Source organism: Thermaerobacter sp. FW80, from assembly GCF_004634385.1.
Lineage (GTDB): Bacteria > Bacillota > Sulfobacillia > Thermaerobacterales > Thermaerobacteraceae > Thermaerobacter > Thermaerobacter composti.
Map to the genome: position 1 here is coordinate 1215095 of NZ_CP037895.1, position 18220 is coordinate 1233314.

12 protein-coding genes are annotated in these 18220 nt (G+C 72.7%); 5 read left to right on the forward strand and 7 right to left on the reverse strand.

Annotated features, from left to right (window positions below):
• Positions 1 to 409 precede the first annotated feature (409 nt).
• Positions 410 to 1678 carry an IS607 family element RNA-guided endonuclease TnpB gene (tnpB, locus tag E1B22_RS05220; protein WP_135224839.1) on the reverse strand — a complete coding sequence of 423 codons (1269 nt, stop codon included), beginning with the start codon at positions 1676 to 1678 and terminating at the stop codon, positions 410 to 412.
• A complete protein-coding gene (locus E1B22_RS05225) occupies positions 1675 to 2247 on the reverse strand; it encodes an IS607 family transposase (protein ID WP_135224840.1) in 573 nt (190 codons plus the stop codon). Before E1B22_RS05225 ends, tnpB begins: the two co-directional genes overlap by 4 nt.
• Before the next feature lie 493 nt (positions 2248 to 2740).
• Here E1B22_RS05225 and nrdR point away from each other — a divergent pair, with 493 nt between their 5' ends.
• From nrdR to E1B22_RS05245, 4 genes are all read left to right on the forward strand, one after another.
• Positions 2741 to 3358, forward strand: a complete 618-nt coding sequence (gene nrdR / locus E1B22_RS05230; protein ID WP_135224841.1) for a transcriptional regulator NrdR — start codon at positions 2741 to 2743, stop codon at positions 3356 to 3358.
• Between the two features lie 136 nt (positions 3359 to 3494).
• Positions 3495 to 7247 (forward strand): LAGLIDADG family homing endonuclease, encoded by a 3753-nt coding sequence (locus E1B22_RS05235; RefSeq protein WP_135224842.1) that lies wholly within the window; start codon positions 3495 to 3497, stop codon positions 7245 to 7247.
• A gap of 525 nt (positions 7248 to 7772) precedes the next feature.
• Entirely contained in the window at positions 7773 to 9665 is a 1893-nt protein-coding gene (locus tag E1B22_RS05240) for a methyl-accepting chemotaxis protein (protein WP_135224843.1), read from the forward strand.
• A 128-nt stretch (positions 9666 to 9793) separates the two neighbouring features.
• Complete coding sequence (locus E1B22_RS05245; RefSeq protein ID WP_135224844.1) at positions 9794 to 10546, forward strand: SDR family oxidoreductase; 753 nt, start codon at positions 9794 to 9796, stop codon at positions 10544 to 10546.
• A gap of 113 nt (positions 10547 to 10659) precedes the next feature.
• On the opposite strand, the gene E1B22_RS05250 is transcribed toward E1B22_RS05245, so the two are convergent.
• Positions 10660 to 11679, reverse strand: a complete 1020-nt coding sequence (locus E1B22_RS05250; protein ID WP_243123756.1) for a DMT family transporter — start codon at positions 11677 to 11679, stop codon at positions 10660 to 10662.
• Positions 11680 to 11804: 125 nt separating this feature from the next.
• On the opposite strand from E1B22_RS05250, the gene E1B22_RS05255 reads away from it, so the two are divergent.
• Positions 11805 to 12311: a CBS domain-containing protein gene (locus E1B22_RS05255; RefSeq protein ID WP_243123757.1), complete on the forward strand. Its 507-nt coding sequence runs from the start codon at positions 11805 to 11807 to the stop codon at positions 12309 to 12311.
• A 125-nt stretch (positions 12312 to 12436) separates the two neighbouring features.
• Here the strand turns inward: E1B22_RS05255 and E1B22_RS13845 are convergent, their stop codons facing one another.
• From E1B22_RS13845 to E1B22_RS05280, 4 genes are all read right to left on the reverse strand, one after another.
• Entirely contained in the window at positions 12437 to 13789 is a 1353-nt protein-coding gene (locus tag E1B22_RS13845) for a DUF2600 family protein (RefSeq protein WP_305791215.1), read from the reverse strand.
• A gap of 1319 nt (positions 13790 to 15108) precedes the next feature.
• Positions 15109 to 15342, reverse strand: coding sequence for a hypothetical protein (locus E1B22_RS05270; RefSeq protein ID WP_135224846.1), 234 nt, complete (start codon positions 15340 to 15342; stop codon positions 15109 to 15111).
• A gap of 669 nt (positions 15343 to 16011) precedes the next feature.
• Positions 16012 to 16614 carry a hypoxanthine phosphoribosyltransferase gene (hpt, locus tag E1B22_RS05275; RefSeq protein WP_135224847.1) on the reverse strand — a complete coding sequence of 201 codons (603 nt, stop codon included), beginning with the start codon at positions 16612 to 16614 and terminating at the stop codon, positions 16012 to 16014.
• Between the two features lie 125 nt (positions 16615 to 16739).
• The gene (locus E1B22_RS05280) at positions 16740 to 18170 is read right to left on the reverse strand and encodes an ISLre2 family transposase (RefSeq protein WP_135224609.1); all 1431 of its coding nucleotides are present in this window, start codon (positions 18168 to 18170) and stop codon (positions 16740 to 16742) included.
• Positions 18171 to 18220 lie beyond the last annotated feature (50 nt).

Consider the following 18220-nt stretch of genomic DNA (forward strand, 5'->3'; position numbering starts at 1 on the left):
CCCGCAAGGGTCGTCCACCGGATGTTGCCGGCACGGGCTCGGGCCGTCGACCGAGGCGAACCGGGCCGGCCGCCCGCGCCGCCCGCCGCGACGCCGACCGTGGCGCCACCCCCATGGCGCCCGCGCCGTCCGGACCGTACCACCCGGGACGGCCACCCGCCGCGACGCCGCTGACGACCACACCCCCGTCGCGCCCGGGCCGACCGGGCCCGCCGCCCGGGTGTGATCCGCCCGTGCCGTGCGCCCGCCGCGCCGGCGAACCGCCCCACCGGACCGGCGCGGTGAGCCGCGCGGACTGCGTCAGGGGCTGGTGGGCGACGTCTGCGCCTTGACCGGGCGCTTGCACCGTTACCTGAAACGTCGTCATCTGTTTCAGGCAGCCGATCCTTGCGGATCGGCGGTGCCGGTCTTACCCGGCCATGCGCCGGTGCCGGCTTCCCGCTTCCTCCGGGACCGCCCGCCTTGCGGCAGGTCTTCCATCCCGTCTGCGGGCGTTTAACGTCTCCGGGCCACTCCCGGCGACGGCGGCCACGAGGGCCGCGAGATTCCGGGCCGCGTTTTCGTCCCGGTCGAGCACGAGCCCGCATTCCTCACAGCGGAAAACACGCTGCGAAAGCGGCAGCGACGGCTTGATCGCGCCGCACTGGGAACAACGCTTGCTGCTCGGGTAGAACGGCGGCGCTTCGATCAGCTTCGCTCCGTACCATGAGCGCTTGTAGCTGAGCTGACGGCGGATCTCCGCCAGGGACGCATCGGCTAGCGCCCGGGCCAGCCGACGGTTCCTCAACATGCCCGCCACATGCAGCTGTTCAACCACCACCACGCCATAGCTGGTCGCCAGCTGGTGCGTCAGCTTGTGAAGGGCATCCTGGCGGATGTTCCGGGCCCGCGCATGGAGCCGGGCCAGCCGACGCCGGGCCTTTTGCCATCCCCGGCTGCCCTTCTGGCGCCGGGCCAGGGCGCGGTTCCACCGGGCCAGCCGTTTCAGGTTCTTCTCCAGCGCTCGGGGGTTGGGCACGACCTCCCCCGTGGAGAGCACCGCCAGGTGCTGGACGCCCGCATCGACGCCGACGACTTTCCAGGGGAACCGGGGCCGGCCCGGCGGCCGCTCCACCTCGCAGGTGAAGCTGACGAACCATCGACCCCCTTCCCGGGCGACCGTGGCGGACAGGATGCGGGCCGTTCCCGCTTCGATGCGCCGGAGCAGGGCCATGGTCGGCTCGTGGGTCTTCACGCGCCCGATCCGGGGCAGCACGACGTGGCTCTTGTCGTCCACCCGGATCGCGCCGGTGGTGAACCGCACGGACTCCCGCCCCCGCCCCTTCTTCCGAAAACGCGGGAATCCAACCCGGCGGCCCTTGCGTTCACCCTGGCGGCTCTTCGACCAGTTCTGCAGGGCCCGGGCGAGTCCGTCCAGACCGGAGGAGTAGGCCTCCTTCGAGTTCTCCCGCCACCAGGGGGCGACGCGGTGCTTTTGCCGGTTCCACTCCCGCCGCAAGGCGGCGAGGGTCCATGGCACTTCCACGTCTTCACCCCGGGCGCGGGCTTCCAGGCGCTCCTTCACCAGGGCCAAGCCCCAGTTGAAGGCGAAGCGGCGGGCGCCCACGTGGGAGGCCAGCGCCCGTGCCTGGCGGGGTGTGGGATCCAGGGCGAAGCGGTACGCTTGAATGACTTTCATTCGGCATCACCCCTGCGGGCTGCGGCCAAAGCTCGCAGGGCCCGATTGCGCGCTCCCCTCCGGCCATATAATCGAGCGCAGAAGGAGGTCAACACTTCAATCATGTCGCGCACAAGGTCATCCGTTGATTCGCTCGGGTCCACGACCACGATCCGCCGTCCCTGGGCTGCGAGAGCGGCTTCCAGGTACTCCACCCCAAACCGGGCCAACCGATCACGGTGTTCCACCACAATCGTTGCAACCGATGCGTCGGCCAGAAGTCGGCGAAACTTCGCCCGTTTCCCATTCAGCCCGGACCCGATTTCCGTCACCACTTGGTCCACAGGAAACCCGTGTTCCGTTGCCCATGCCGTGACCCGGGCAACTTGACGGTCGAGATCGCTCTTCTGGTCGTGAGAGGAAACGCGGGCGTACACCACCGTCTTCCCTTTTGCTGGAGCAGGCAGGTCCACGAGGATGGTCCCGGATGGGGTCTGCCGGGCAGGGACGGGCAGCCGACCCGCCTTCCACCAACGCCAGGCGGTGATGGAACTGATTCCTTCACGCTTGGCCCACTCGGAGAGCTTCATACCTGAAATATAGCACATATGTTTGCCTATGTCTGACTATGTTTCGGCAAGCTGTTCACGACCCCCTGGGCGCCAGGGTAGGAGGCGGCGGATGCTGCAAGCGGTCGGCGTCACGGGCGCCAACGGCCCAGGATGCGGCGGGACGGGCCGTCAGCGCCTCGACGGCGATTTGCGACCCCGCCGTCGATGGGGCACGCTCAAGGGGAATGGATGTTTGCCGGGCTCCGGCGACCCCTGCGAGGGCGCCCCTCCGTTGTCGGCTGGCGCGGCCGGAGCGCAGCCGGCTCGTCCGGGCGGGAAGAGTCACGGGCGGCAGGAATGGCCCCGGCGGGTGGCGAAGCCTGCCTCGGCGTGCTTTAACAAAATGTAGTGGATGATCGTGTCGAGACGCCTAGATGTAGGTGGGTTTCCGCGGGGCAGGGGCCGACGGACGCAGCCCGCGACCGATGCCCGACCGGTGCCCGGCGAGCGGGGCGAAGGGGGGGGTGAGTCGGTGCGTTGCCCGCGCTGTCACGCCCCCGACACGCGGGTGCTGGACTCCCGGCCGACGGAGGAGGGCATGGCCATCCGGCGGCGGCGGGAGTGCCAGCGCTGTGGGGAGCGCTTCACCACCTACGAGAAGGTGGAGCAGACCCCCCTCTTCGTGATCAAGCGCGACGGACGCCGCGAGCGGTTCGATCGCGAAAAGGTCCTGCGCGGGATGCTGACCGCCTGCGAGAAGCGACCGGTGGAGGTGGAGCGCCTGCAGGCCATCGCCGCCGAGATCGAGCGCGAGCTGCGCAGCCGGTACGAGAAGGAGATCCCGAGCAAGGTGATCGGCGAGATGGTCATGGAGCGCCTCCGCCACGTGGACCAGGTGGCATACGTCCGGTTCGCCTCGGTCTACCGCCAGTTCAAGGACATCGAGACCTTCCGCCGCGAGCTGGACCGGTTGCTGGCGGGGGACGAACCGGCCGACGGCGCCGACGCTGCTGCCGCGGCGCCCGCCACCCGGGCGGCGGACGCGGGCGACGGGCCGCGCCCCCAGGACGGCGTGGTCCCGCGGGACGCACCGGCGTCGGCCGCCGATGGGACCGCCGCGGGGGCGACCGGCGGGGCCCCAGCGTCGTAGTGCCGTCGAACCTTTGCCTCCCTTCCGCTGGGAGGTGCGGGCCCGGCTGCTCGGCGCTGGGGCCGCGGGGGCAGGCGGCCGCGGCGTCGTGGGCACGGGGACAAGCTCTTGGCAGCCATGAGGAGGAGGGCCGCCGATGGAACTGACGGGGATCCGGAAGACCGTCTTCCTGGACCGCTACGCCCGGAAGGGTCCCGACGGGAAGCCGGTCGAGTCGTCGCCGGAGGAGATGTGGGACCGCGTGGCCCGGGCCATCGCCGAGGTGGAGGAGCCGGGCCAGCGGGAGGTCTGGGAACGACGCTTCCGTCAGGCCCTCGACGGCTTCAAGTTCGTGCCCGGTGGCCGCATCCTGGCGGGCGCGGGCACCGGCAACAAGGTCACCTATTATAACTGCTACGTGATCCCCTCGCCCGAGGACAGCCGCAAGGGGATCATGGAGAACGTCTCGCTGATGGTCGAGATCATGTCCCGCGGCGGCGGCGTGGGGGTGAACCTCTCGACCCTGCGCCCGCGCGGCACGTACGTCAAGGGCGTGAACGGCACCGCCAGCGGCCCGGTCTCCTGGGCGGAGGTCTACAGCACCGCCACCGGCAGCGTGATCCAGGGCGGCAGCCGGCGCGGCGCCCTGATGCTCATGCTGGACGACGAGCACCCCGACATCGAGGAGTTCATCACCGTCAAGCGGGACCTGACCAAGATCACCAACGCCAACCTGTCGGTGTGCATCAGCGACGCTTTCATGGAGGCGGTCCAGCAGGACCTGCCCTGGGACCTGAAGTGGAACGGCAAGGTGTACAAGACCGTCCGGGCCCGCGACCTGTGGGAGCTGATCTGCGAGTCGGCGTGGGCCTCGGGGGAGCCGGGCGTCGTCTTCATGGAGCGGGTGAACAAGCGCTCCAACAGCTGGTACTGCGAGCGCATCAACTGCGTGAACCCCTGCTTCGTGGGGTCCACGCGCCTGGCCACCGCGGAAGGGCTCAAGACCATGGAAGAGCTCTACCGGGAGGGCCGTCCCGTCACCGTCCTCACCGACCTGCGGGCGGAGGACGCCGCGCTGCAGGTGGTGGGTGCGGGCGCCGGCTTCCCGCGCCTGGGGACCCGGTTGCGTCCGGCGGCGCCGGTCATGCTCACCCGACGGCAAGCCGAAGTCATGCGGCTGGTCACGGAGCACGGCTTCGAGGTGGTGGCCACGCCGGATCATCCCTTCCTGACGCCGGCGGGCTACGTGGCGCTCAAGGACCTCCGCCCCGGCGACGTGCTGTTCCTGCAGTCCGGCGAGGGGGCCTGGCCGGCCGACCCGCAGCTGCCGGACGAATGGCACCGGGCGGTGGCCGCCCGCGGCCGCATGCGGGGGCGCATCGAGCGGGGCGAGGCCGCCCCGCCCCGAACCTGGAGCCGCGAGCTCGGCCAGGTGCTGGGCTGGCTGACGGGCGACGGTTACCTGTACCGCGATCAAGGCAAGCCCCGGGTGGGGTTCGTCTTCGGTTGCGACGAGGCCGACGTCCTGCCGGTGATCCGTGAGCGGATCCGCCGCTGGTTCGGCGTCCGCGGAGCGGTCAGCACCCGGAACCACACCACGACGCTGCTGTACGGGAGCACGGTGGCCACCTTCTTCGAGAGCCTGGGGGTCCGGGCCGTCAAGGCGCGGGAGAAGCGGGTCCCCGAGGCGTTGTGGCGCGCTCCCCGGGAGGCGGTGGTGGGTTTCCTGCAGGGGTTGTTCACCAGCGACGGCACCGTCAACCGGACCGACGCCAAGAAGTCCTGCTCGATCCGCCTGGCCAGCAGCTCGAAGGCGCTGCTGCAGGACGTGCAGTTGCTCCTCCTGAACCTGGGCATCGTGGCCGCGCTGCGGGAGCGACGGGCCGGTGGGGAGAGCCGGCTGCCCGACAGCCGCCGTCGGCTGCGGCGCTACGCCACCGCCCCGCAGTACGAGCTCATCCTGGACAAGGCCAACCGCGACCGGTTCCTCGCCGAGGTGGGGTTCCTGAGCCCGCGCAAACAGGAGAAGGTAGCGGCCTTCGTGGCCGGCAAGGCGCGGCGCTCCGACCGGGAGACCTACATCACCCGGGTGGTGGCGGTGGAACCGGCGGGCACCGCCGACGTGTACGACACCACGGAGCCGGTGACCCACTCGCTGATCGCCAACGGCCTGGTGGCTCACAACTGCGGCGAGCAGCCGCTGGGGCCCTGGGGCGTGTGCAACCTGGGCGCCATCAACCTGGCCGCGTTCGTCCACGATGGCGAACTCGACCTCGAGGGGTTGCGGGAGACGGTGGCCGTCGCCGTCCGCTTCCTGGACAACGTGATCGACGCCACGGAGTACTTCTTCCCGGAGAACGAGAAGGCGCAGCGATACGGCATCCGGCGCATCGGCCTGGGCACCATGGGCCTGGCGGACATGCTGATCAAGCTGCGCATCCGCTACGGCAGCGAGAAGGCCTTCGAGGTCTGCGAGCAGGTGTACCGGCTGATCCGCGACGAGGCCTACCGGACCTCGGCCCTGCTGGCCAAGGAGAAGGGGCCCTTCCCGCTGTTCGACAAGGAGAAGTACCTCCAGGGCTGGTTCATCCAGCGGCTGCCGGAGGACATCCGCCGGCTGATCGCCGAGCACGGCATCCGCAACGGGTTCCTGCTCACCCAGGCGCCGACGGGGACCACGAGCCTGCTGGCCGGCGTCAGCTCCGGCATCGAGCCGGTCTTCGCCTTCTCCTTCAAGCGGACGGACCGGACGGGCACCCACATCGTCTATCACGAGCTTTACAAGAAGTGGTTGGAAGAGCACCCGGACGAGCCGGTGCCCGACTACTTCGTCTCCGCCGACCAGCTGACGCCGGAGGAACACGTGCGCATGCAGGCCGTGATCCAGCAGTACGTGGACGCGGCCATCTCCAAGACGGTCAACGCGCCGCGCGAGCACACGGTCGACCAGGTCCGGACCCTCTACCGGCTGGCGTACGAGCTGGGGTGCAAGGGGATCACCTACTACCGCGACGGCAGCCGCGAGGGCGTGCTGCACAAGCTGGACGACGGCGGGAGGAGCAAGCAGGGTCGCGGCTTCGGCGAGGGCAAGGGGCGAGCCGCCGGCGGCGAGGGCGACGGCCGGTCTGCCGCGGTGGCCACGCCTGCGACGGTTGCGGCGTCGTCGGGCACCGCGTCGGGTACGGCCGCGGGACCCGGCTCCGGCGCCGCAGCCGGCCACGCGGGGGCCATGAGGGTGACGTGGGGGAAGATCCGGCCCATCGAGCGGCCCAGCAAGCTCAACGGGTTCACCGTGCGGCGCACCACGCCCCTGGGCAACCTCTACCTGACGCTGAACACCTTCAACGGCTACCCGTTCGAGCTCTTCGCCCAGATCGGCAAGGCGGGCTCCGACGTGGCCGCCTTCACCGAGGCCATCGCCCGGCTGGTGTCCCTGGCCTTCCGCGCGGGGATCGACCCCCACGAGGTGGTGGAGCAGCTACGGGGCATCGGCGGCAGCCGCTCCGTGGGCTTCGGGCCCAACCGGGTGCTGTCGGTGCCCGACGCCATCGCCCAGTTCCTCGACGACTACCTGGCGGGCAAGGTGGACCGCGACCCCGTCGACGAGGTGGCCGCCGGCCAGCTCACCGTCTTCCCCACGGATCCGGCGCAGCAGGCCCGGGAGGCGGTGGCGGCGGCCCGTTCGGCGGCGGGCGAGGCAGGGGACGGCGAGCCGGAGCCGGCGACCCGGGAGTCGACCTCGGCTGGCGCGGTGTCCGGCGCCTCCACCACGGAACGAGCGGTGGTCCGCATCACCGGCGGCAACGGCCGCGAGCTCAGCATGAACCTCTGCCCGGAGTGCGGCAGCCACGCCCTGGTGCACGAGGAGGGCTGCAGCAAGTGCCTGGCCTGCGGCTACAGCGAGTGCTGAAGCCGAGGGCCGTGGTCCGGCGTACCGACCGACCGTACCGGATGCCAACCGTTCGGCGCGCCGGGTGTTCCGCAGTCCGTCCGGTCGACACGTCACCGGCAGCGGGCGCCAATCGCACGAGACGGCCACGGCGCATCCGGATTCTCGGCGGGGGCGGGGTGCGCGCTCTGCCCCCGCCGTCTCCGTCTCACCCCGTCTCTTCGACGCGACGCAACCCGGCCCCCTCGACGGGTGCAGAAGGGGCCTGGCGGATGGCCAAGCCCATCCCTCCATGTGCCGGGCCATGCGGACGAACCGGCCCTCAATCCGCCGCCTCCCTCGTCGATAACCGCGGGTGAGAAACGGGTGAGAAACGCCGGCGAGTCTCCAGGTCGCTGGGGGCGGGAGCCGTGTAGCCGAGCCACCTCTTTCCCCGACTCCACCTCTCCGCTCGAGTCGCATGAGGACTTCACTGCCCGAGCTTCGAGAGTCGGACGCACCGCGCAAGACGTCACCGCACGCCGGGTTGGGAAGGGGAGGGGCCCCGTGAAGCGGCGGTATGGCATAGCGTTCAAACTCAGCGTGTCGTTTGGCGTGGTCATGGTGCTGGGCGCTCTGGTCACATACACAGGCCTTTCCACCATGCGCCAACTGATCGCCACCACCCAGGAGATCCAACGCATCCGCACCGTCCAGGAGCTGGGCGATCAGGTGCAGCTGGTGGCCCAGCGGCAGCAGGCGGCGGTCAGCGACTACCTCCTCACGGGCGACGAGCGCTTGCGCGAGCAGGCCCAACAGGCGGGCGCCCAACTCCAAGCGCTGGTCGAACAGATCCAGGGGCTGGTGCGCACCGAGAGGGGGCGCCAAATCGCCGGTGAGCTGGAGGAGGCGACCCGGGCCTACGAGTCCGTGGTGAGCTCGATCCTGGCCCGCCGATCCTACGCCTTGGAGGAAGCCCGCCGCGCGCGGGCCGAGCTGGGCGCGCCGGCCTCACGGCTGAACGAGGTGGTCGGCCAGGTGGTCGCCTTCGGCGACACCCTGGCTCAGCAGGCGACGGACCGGCAGGGCGCCATCCAGCGCCGTGCCTGGAGCACGATGGTGACCACTGCGGTGGCCGGCCTGGTCGCCAGTGCGATCGCGGTGTGGTTGCTGTTGCGCGCGACCCTCGTCCCCCTGCGCGGCATGGCCGGCTTGGCCCGGCGGCTGGCGGCCGGGGATCTGACGGTCGCCGCGCTGAAGGTGGGGAACCGGGACGAGGTGGGCGAGACGGTCGCGGCCCTCAACCACATGCTGGCGAACTTCAAGGCGATCGTGGCGGCCATCGGCGCGTCGGTCGAGACGGTGCGGACCATCGCCGCCCGCCTGACCCAAACCTCGAAGGAGACCGCGGCCGGTGCGTCCGAGGCAGCGGCCGCGGTGGCCCAGGTCGCTTCGGGCGCCACCGAGCAGGCGCAGGCGTCGGAGGAGATGCGCCAGGCCGTCAGCCAGCTGGGCGAAGCCATCGGCCAGATCTCGACCGGCGCCCAGCAGACCGCCACGGAGCTGCAAGCGACCCACCAGCTGCTGGACCGGGTCGCCCAGCTGGTCCAAGGGGCCACGGCGAATGCCCAGCGAACGTCCCAGCGGGCGGAGGAAGCGGCCGCCACCGCCGTCCGGGGCGCGGACGTCATCCAGCAGATGCTGGACGGCGCCCGCCGGATCCGGGAGGCGGCCTCGCGCACGGCGGAGCGGATGCGCGCCCTGGGCGAGCTGTCGGCGCAGATCGGGCACATCACCAACGTCATCTCGGACATCGCCGAGCAGACCAACCTGCTGGCTTTGAATGCGGCCATCGAGGCGGCCCGGGCCGGCGAATCCGGGCGGGGGTTCGCCGTCGTCGCGGACGAGGTCCGCAAGCTCGCCGAGCGGTCGGCCCACTCGGCCCGGGAGATCGCCGGCCTTATCGAGCAGATCCAAGGCGCTACGGTCGAGGCGGTGGACGCGACCGACGCCGTCATGGCGGAGCTCGACAAGAGCTCCACGCTGGTGGGGGAGACGCGCACGGCGCTCGAGGACATCCTCCAAGCCGCGGAGGGGGTTCGCGGCGACCTGCAGGGCATCCGGGAGTCCATCGGCGAACTCTCCGAGAGCACGTCCCAGCTGGTTCGCACCTTCGACGCCGTGGCCGCGGTGACGGAGGAGAACACGGCCGCCACCGAGGAGATGGCCGCCAGCGCCTCCCAGGTGCAGAAGTCCGTGGAGCGAGTCGCGGCGGTGACCCAGGAGAACGCGGCGGCGGCGGAGCAGGTCTCGTCCAACGTGGAGCAGCTCAAGGCCGCGGCCGCGCAGATCGCGGACCTGGCCGACCAGCTGAACGGGGCCATGAGGGAGCTGGAGGCGCAGATGGCGCGCTTCCGGGTCGAAGCGGCCACGGCGCAGGCGACCGAAGAGGCCGCATGAAAGGGGCCCGCCACCGACCGCTGAAAACGACCACTGAACGGTTCACCACGGCCCGGTGACGGCGGGGCCTTCCGGCCGTGGAGCCCGGCAAGACGGCCGCGGTGGCGCCGCGGGAGGTGGAAGCACGCATGCCTGAAGAAGGTCTCTCCGGCCAGGTGTGGGTCATCACCGGCGGTGCCGGGGCCATCGCAGGCCGCATCGCCCGCGCCTTCGCCGCCGCCGGGGCACGGCTGGTCCTGGCCGACCTGGACCGGGCCCGCGAGGCATTGGCCGCCCGGGCGCGGGAGCTGGGGGCCATGTCCTTCACAGCGGACCTGACGCAGTTCGCGGAGGCCGAGGCGCTGGTCCGGTGGGTCCGGGACGACATGGGGCGGGTCGACGGGCTGATCCACACCGTGGGCGCCTACGCCGGGGGTCGGGTGCACGAGGTGGAGCCCTCGCAGTACGACCGCCTCTTCGACCTCAACGTGCGGACCCTGTTCTACTGCGTGCGCGCGGTGCTGCCGGTGATGCTGGAGCAGGGGGAAGGATTCCTCGCCGGTTTCGCGTCGGGTCCCGCCTGGCGTGGGATGGGACCCGGTGCGGCCCTCTACGCGGCGGCCAAGAGCGCCGTGGCGACCTTCCTGCGCTCCCTGGACGAGGAGCTGCGGAACCGGCGGCGGCCGGGGTCGGAGACCCCGGCGGGGCCCACGGGCGGCATTCGCGTGGTCGTGGTCTACCCCATGGGCGTCGTAGACACACCGGCCAACCGACGGGCGATGCCCGACGCCGATCGAAGGGGCTGGATCGATCCCCGGGAGATCGCCGCCGCGCTGCTCTTCGCGGCCACCCGAGGGACCGGGGCGCGGTTGATGGAGCTCCCCGTGTACCCGGGGCGGTGAGCCGTCGCGCCGGCAGCCGAGGCGGGCTGGCGGACCCCGCGGGACGGAGGGGTGGGGACGAGGGAACAAACGGGTCATCGCCTCGGTACGGGACGTGGCCGGGTAGCCGGGCGTCACCGGGGCGGCTCGGCGGCCGTGGGCGCAGCCAGCTCGTGCTGGGTGCCGGCACGTTCACCGGGTTCGGTGCCGGCACGTTCCCGGGAAAGCAGGAGCACCGCCGCCATCACCGCCGCGCCCCCCGCAGCCATGGGGCCGGTGAAGGGCACGCCCAGCCACAGGGTGGCGGATGCCGCGGCCGCCAGCGGCTCCATGCACGCCAGCAGGCTGGTCTGGGACGGCCGCAGGTGGCGAAGGCTCGCCAGGTAGAGGGTGAAGGCCACCAGCGTCCCGCCCAGCACCACGAACGCCCAGAGTCCGGCGGCCGCCGCATCCCACGCGACGGCCCGCCCTCCCACCGACCACGGCGGCGCCAGGACCGCCATCGCCGCACCCCCGACGACCATCGCCCATCCGACGCTCACGGCCGGCGGCCACCGCTGGAGCAGGCTGGCGCCGGCCACCGTGTAGAAGGCCAGGGTCAGCGCCGAGACCAGCCCCCACGCCACGGCGCCGGCCGGCACCGCCAGGCGATGGAGGGATCCCCCCGTCGCCAGCAGCAGCGTGCCTCCCATGGCGAGGACCAGGGCCGCCACCTCATGCGGGCGCGGCCGGCGTCGCCACCGCAGGACCTCGTAGACGGTGACGAAGGCGGGGCCCAGATACTGGAGGAACGTGGCGGTGGCCGCGTTGCCCAGGGCGATGGCGGCCATGTAGCTGTACTGCACCCCCAGCAGGCCACCCAGCGCGAAGGCGATGAGTTGCCGGCGGGAACGGCCGTCGCGCCAGGGGGCGAGCCGGTCGCGGACACCCAGCCACCGGCCGGCCAGCAGGAGCAAGAGGCCGGCCACCAGCATGCGGGTGGTGACCAGCCACTGCGGGGTGACGCCGTAGCCCTGCATGAGCCGCTGGGCCGCGGTGCCCGAGAGGCCCCACAGGGTGGCCCCGATGAGCACGCCGGCCATGGCGCGGCGGCTCCGGCCTGCGGTGGCGTGGGGGGCGGTGGGCGTCGACGCGAGGGCACGGGGCGTGGCCATGGTGAGAGGGTGCTTCTGCGCTCGGGGGACGGTTCCTCCCCCGTGCGGAGCGCCCCCACGCCGCTGCTCCTCGACGCCCGGGCCTCGGCTGGCGGGTGGGCGCGCCTCGGCGGGCGGCGGGTAAGATGGAGGCGGTGATGGCCGTGAACGTGGCCTTCTTCCTCCTGCCCAAGGCCGAGGTGGTGTGGCTGAGCCCGCGCAACACCCTGCGCCAGGCCCTGGAGCGCATGGAGTACCACCGCTACACCGCCGTCCCCCTGGTGGACGAGGAGGGGCGTTACGCAGGGACCCTCACCGAGGGCGACCTCCTATGGTTCATCAAGCGCACGCCGGGCTTCACCTTCGACCAGGCGGAGCGCATCCTCGTGCGGGACGTGCCGCGACGGCTGCGCAACGAGGCGGTCTCCATCCGCGCCGACGTCCGCGACCTGGTACGCCTGGCCGCCGTGCAGAGCTTCGTCCCGGTGGTGGACGATCGTGGCCTGTTCATCGGCATCGTGCGGCGGCGGGAGATCATCGAATACTGCGCCCGGTTGCTGTTCGACGCCGGCCCCGGCGCCGGCCACGCCGAGGGGCCGGCGCCGGACGGGGAGGGCGATCCCCGCCCCGGTGGCCGGTCGGCAGGAGGCTGAACCATCCGCCGTCCGCCGGCTGGCCGCCCCGCAGGCGGCTCGGTGCGGCGTCCACCGGCGGTGACGAGGCGCCGCGCGGGTGGGGATCGGTCGCCGGAGCAGTCCAGGGCGACCGGGCCCCGCCGTCAGCCGCCGGGGCGTCGCCATCGTCGGACGAACCGGCTCGCCGCGAAGCACAGGCGCGCGCCAGCTCCCCCGCTGGCCAGCAGGTGCCGCACCACCGGCTCCAGCCGCTGTTGGGCCACCTTGGGATCGGAGAGGTAGAGCCCCAAGAGGCCGTCGACCACCAAGCGGTGCAGGGGCGCGTCCCGCAGGCGGGCGGCGCGTCGGGCGGCCTCGCGGACGAAGACGGAGAGCCCTTGGCCGGCGCGGCCGGCATCCCCGTACGGCTCCACCAGGTTGAGGTCGCCGCCGGCCCGGTCTTCCGCCTGGTCGATCAGGTAGTCCAGCAGGATGTGCAGCCCGCCGATCCAGGGGAAGTAGGCGTCGAGCAGGCGCCGGATCCGGGGCGCCGGGGGATCCGGCTCGAGGAGCGCCTCCCGGAAGAGGGCGAAGACCCCGAGGGTCGAGCCGCAGGCGGCGGCGAACTCCCACCACGCCAGGCGCCCGTGCCACCGCCCGGCCGCCCGCCGGTACCAGGCCGCCATGCGCGCCTGCCGTCCTCGGGGATCGCCGTGCTTGTTGACCTGCAGGTCGTTGTACAGGGAGACCAGCCGGCGCACCGCACCCGCCACGGCGCCGTAGCCGGGGAAGGTGGCCAGCGCCGCGCGGCAGGTCGCCACCAGGGCCTCCAGGTAACCGCCGTCGTCCCCGTGCGGGTGGAGGCGGTAGTACCCGTTCGCCGCGCCAGGCGGCGCCGGCGGCGACGCCGGCGCCACCGGCGCCACCGGCGCCACCGGCGACGGGCCGGGGCCCGGGCGGCTGGGGGCGTCCGGTCGACGGGCGAGCGGCGGGACCGGCGGGGCGCGACGGCATCGGGAGGCGGGCGCGGTGGCGCGCAACCCGGACGGCCTGGCCGCCGCGGCATCCCGGCAGCCGTCGCCCTCCGGTGCCATGGCGCGCATGGCGGTCGTGGCGGAGGCACCGGCGGCCGAGGGGGGCGCTCCCGCTGCGGTCCCGGCCGGGGTCACGGCGTCCAGCATGGCCCGGTGCAGTTGGCGGTAGTCGGCCGGATCCAGGCTCTCGCTGCGATCGCACAGGTTGTCCAGGTAGTCGCTGATGGTCTGCAGGGCCACCACCGCCTCCACCAGCGCGCGCCGCCGCGCCGGCGGGACCGCCGCCGCGAACACGGCGCCGCCCTCGCAGTGGAAGCGTTTGGTGCGGATGCTGGCCAGGGCCTGCCGTCGCAGTTCGGGGTCGGGGATCGCGGCGGCCCGCCGTTGCCACCGGTCCAGGGCTTCGTCCACCAGCGGCAGCACGCGGCGCACGTAGGTCACGAGCAGCGCGGCCTCGGCGGCCAGGACCCGGACGTCGCCCAAGCCAACGTGCCGGAGGAACGCGGCCCGGTGGGCGCCGTGGGCCGCGGTCGCTCCGGCGTCCGCTCCAGCCTCGCCCCGGGCTCCGGGCGCCGGGATCCCGCCGGCCGTCCGGGGCGCCGGCGCGGCGCTCCCGCCGGGGCCCGGGGCGCGGCGAGCGGCGGAGACCCGGGCCGGGGACGCCGGTTCCTCCGACGGCGCATCGCCGGACGCCGGCGCGCCGGACGTCGGCCGCGGAAGGGCTGCGGCCGCCAGCCGGCCGGCGTGGGGGGCGTCGGAGGGGAACGGCTGGCCCTGGGATCCCCTCGTCCTCACGGGGTTGCCCATGGGCTTAGGATGCCCGGACGCCCTCGAACGGCCCCGGCTGGGCCGCCGACTTGGGGGCCGCCGACTTGGGGGCCTTGCGCACGGGCGGAGGCTCTCCGAACGGGGGCGAAGGGGAATGGGCACCGGAAGGGGGGTGAAGCGGCCCGGGCATCGGTCCGGGCCGCGGTCCGGGAGGGGCACTGAGCGGCGCCCGGGGTCCTGCCCGGGTGGATGCGGCCTGGCTGCGGTCGCCCTGCTCATGTCCCGGGCCGCCCGGGAAGGCGTGGAGGTGCTCCGCGTCGACCCGGCGCGTCGACCCGGCCTTCACCAGCGTGATCGGCAAGGTCAAGTTCATGGCCCGGTACGGGCTGTCGCCCCGCGCGGCGGCCGTGGCGATGGCCCGCCGGGGCCTGGGCTTTGGCGAGCGCTTGCGCTCCGGAACCGCCCGCCCTCTACCCGCGAGGAATCGAGGGCGGCACGTCTGGAGCGATTGGCGGCGCATCGCCCCGTCGGTGCGCGGCCAGCGGGCGCACCGGCTAGGCGGGGTCCTCCGAGGACGCCCCAGGCCGGGGGGAACCCCGATCCACCCGGGCACCGGCGGCCTCAAGGCTGCACGGCCCGGGGTGCGATGGGTTGGCTTGGGGTCCGGGGTGCGATCCCCCGGCGCGAACCGTCGGGAGCACCGTTCGCCCGGCGTCATGGGATCGACGCCCAGCACGCCGCGGCGCGGCCGCCGGAGAGGCGGCCGCGCCGCGGGGCCGGGTTCGTCCGCAGACCATGGACCGCGTTGGCTTGCCGTCGCCTGGTGCCCCGCCCATCGACGCCGTCGCGTGCCGTCCAACGACTCGCCCGACGATCCGCTCCGACTGCACCCGGCGCACCCGGGTGCCGTACGGGTGTTCATGCCGACGCAAGATTGGCCGAGCGATCCGCCTCGACTGCGCCCGGGTATGCGGGCGCCGCTGGGGGGTCCCAGGCCGGCCGACGACGCGCCCAACGACCCGCCGATCCGCCGGTCACTCGCCGGAGGCGCTCCGTCGGTCGGCGGAGCCTCGCTGGCTCGATGCCATGAACCGGGCAGGGTCCACGCCCGGCGGCGGGTCCCAGGGTTCGACGTCCTCCGAGGTGCACTCCTGCTCCTGTCCGGATTGCCAGCGCACGCGGATGGACTGCCGGGAGCTGCGGAGCCGGACGATGACCCCCAGCTCGCCGGTCCGGAGGTGGCGCACCCATTGCCCGCGACGGAACACGGCATCGCCCCCTTTCCGGTATTCGCGTTCAGGCGACCGACACGGCAATAGAGACTTCGGGACGAAGGCTTCGCCTTCCTTTTCCTGGGGCCGGAGGGGAGGCCCCCGCGGGCCGGAGGGGAGACCCCCGCGCCGGGGCCGGTTCCCGCGTCCCAGGAGCGGTCCCGGCGCCGGCGCATCGACCCCGGCGGCCGCGGGTCGATCCCGGCGGCGGCGCGTCGATCCCAACGGCCGCAGGTCGGTCCCCCCGCCGCAGCGCCCGATCCCGGCGCCGGCGCCTCGCTTCCAGCGTCCGCGGTCGATCCCCATGCCCGCGGGGTCGATCCCGGCGCCGGCGCGTCGCTCCTAGCGTCCGCGGTCGATCCCCACGCCCGCGGGGTCGATCCCGGCGCTTCAGGCCGGGACCGCGCCGGAGGCGGGTGGGACCCCGCGCGGAAGACTGGGCGTCAGGACCGTTCCGCCGCATCGGGCCGCAGCCGACTCCCCGGCCGTGGCGGACCCCTCCGGCCTGGAGTGCGGCCCGGAGTGCCGCCCTCCCGATGGACCGCGGCCCTCCCGACGCGCGGTGGCGCGACCGTCGCCGCGCCCGCTGCGGCCTGGGCCGACGGGAGGCCGGGCCGCGCCCTCCCGTCCTCCGGCCCGGGGGACGGCAAGCCCGGGCCCCTGCCCTCACCCCTCCAGCCGTACGCAGGCGATGTACGGCAGATAGCGGAACTGCTCCGCGTAGTCGATCCCGTAGCCCACGACGAACTCGTCCGGGATGGTGAAACCGACGTACTCCACGGGCACGTCCACCACGCGCCGCTCCGGCTTGTCGAGCAGCACGCACGCCTTCAGGGACGCGGGATCCTGGGCCATGAGGTGCTCGCGCAGGTAGCGCAACGTCAGGCCGGTGTCCACGATGTCCTCGATCAGCAGCACGTGCTGGCCGCGGATGGGCCGGTCCAGGTCCTTCAGGATGCGGATGATCCCCGACGTCTGGGTCGCCGAGCCGTAGCTGGAGACGGCCATGAAGTCCACCTGCAGCGGCACCTCCAGCGCGCCCAGCGCCCGCACCAGGTCGGCGGTGAAGACGAAGGCGCCCTTGAGGATGCCCACCACCGTCAGCGGCGCCCGGCCGGGCCCCGCGCCGACGGCCCCGGCGTAGTCCTGGCGGATGCGCTCCGCCAGCTCCCGCACCTTGGCCGCCAGCGCCTCTTCCCGGAAGAGGACCCGGTCAATGCGGGCCCGGGCCCCGCCGCCCGGTGATGCACCCTGCTCGCTGACGCCCATCGCGTCCTCTCCTCCTCAAGAGGCTCCCTGCCCATTGTGGGCCGTGGACGCGGGCGGTGTCCAGCGGTCCGATTCCGGGGGTCCGTGTCACGTTCCGGTGGGTGCCCCCAGCGGTGAATCGGCTGTCAAGCCACCGGTGCGTGGACATGGGCCAGGTCGCGCAGCACCTGAACCCAGGGTTTGGTCGCATGCGGCCCGGTGAGCGCTGGGATGCGGGCACGCAGCCAACGGGCTGGGTCCTCCTCGAGCTGGCGCATCACGCGCTGAACGGCCTGGCGTGTCGCCTGCCGCACGCCGGGCGAAATCTGCAGGGGCCGGCCGCCGAGGACCGCGCGCCAGTGGGGGTCCACGCGTTCGCTCAAGAGCCGCGCCAAGTGGTCGGCGCCGCGTTCACTCCAACGCGCCCCATGCCGTTTCATCCGTCGCGCAAGGACGTGAAAGACCTCCGCTTCGATCGCCCCCAGCCGCGGCGCTTCCCCAGAAGCCACAATCCCGTCCCAGTGCTCCCGCAAGTAGCCGCGCAGCCGCAACAAGCGCTCCCGCGCCGGACCACGCCGCCCCCGTAGCGTCTGGCGAAGCGCCGACTCCACGCCCGCCCAATCCCCCGCTTCGATGGCCCGGCACACCTGGGCGTACGTCTCCTCGGAAGGCGATAACGCCTCCCGCAGGGCTCGCCGCAGGTGGAACGGATCCAGCCGGTAACACGCGCGGGGGAAGTACTGCAACCCCTGCTTGACCCAATGCGCCCCATCGCCTCCGAGGTAACAAGCCTGGACCGCGCTCAGATCCCAGTGCGTCCCCCAATAGGCGCTCGCCTGCTCCCAAAAGGCCGTCCCCGGCATCACCCCCGCCACGACCCGCCGCTCCCGCAGCGCTTGCCGGTTCGAACCCACGGCTTGCTTGCCTTCGTACGCGACCCCCAGCTTCAACACCACCGGTTGCCCTCGACCCCGCAGATAAACCTCGTCCGCTTCGGCATGCAGCTCGACGCTCCGGCGCCGGCCTTCCGGCACCTGGCCCTCCACGAACACCGACCGCCGTAGCCGCTCCGCCGCCTCCTTCAACCGGCGCCCCGCCCGTTGGGACGCCCGCCACACCGTCATCGCCCGCGCCGGTGCCTGCCCCGCCGTCAACTCCCGCAGGACCGCCGCCGCTCGGTGATACGGCATCTCCGTCGCGAGCCGCCGGCACAGCGCTTCCAGCCGCGGCGACAGTCGCCGCCGCGATTCCAAGCCCAGTGCTTCATCCAGCAAGAACACACCCTGGCCCGTCGCCCGGTCCCGGTAGTAACGTCGCTTCACCTGCAACTCGCCCAGCGGCGTGTCCAGGACCCGCTCCCGCGTATCCAGGCACTCATATCGGCTCGGGTCCCGCTCCTGCATCAGTCGCTCATCGATCCCGGCCAACACCCACTCCAGCAGCCGCAGTGTCAGCCGGCCGCTGAGCCGCTGAACGGCTTCCTCCAGTTCGCCAAACGATCGGTCCTCCGTCACCAGCTCCGCCAGTTCCCGCAATGTCTGGAGGAAAAGTTCGCGCACAGCGTGTATGCTGAGCATGGGGCCTCACCCTCCGACTGCCGCTGGGGAAGCCGTCCCGATGCAGGGAC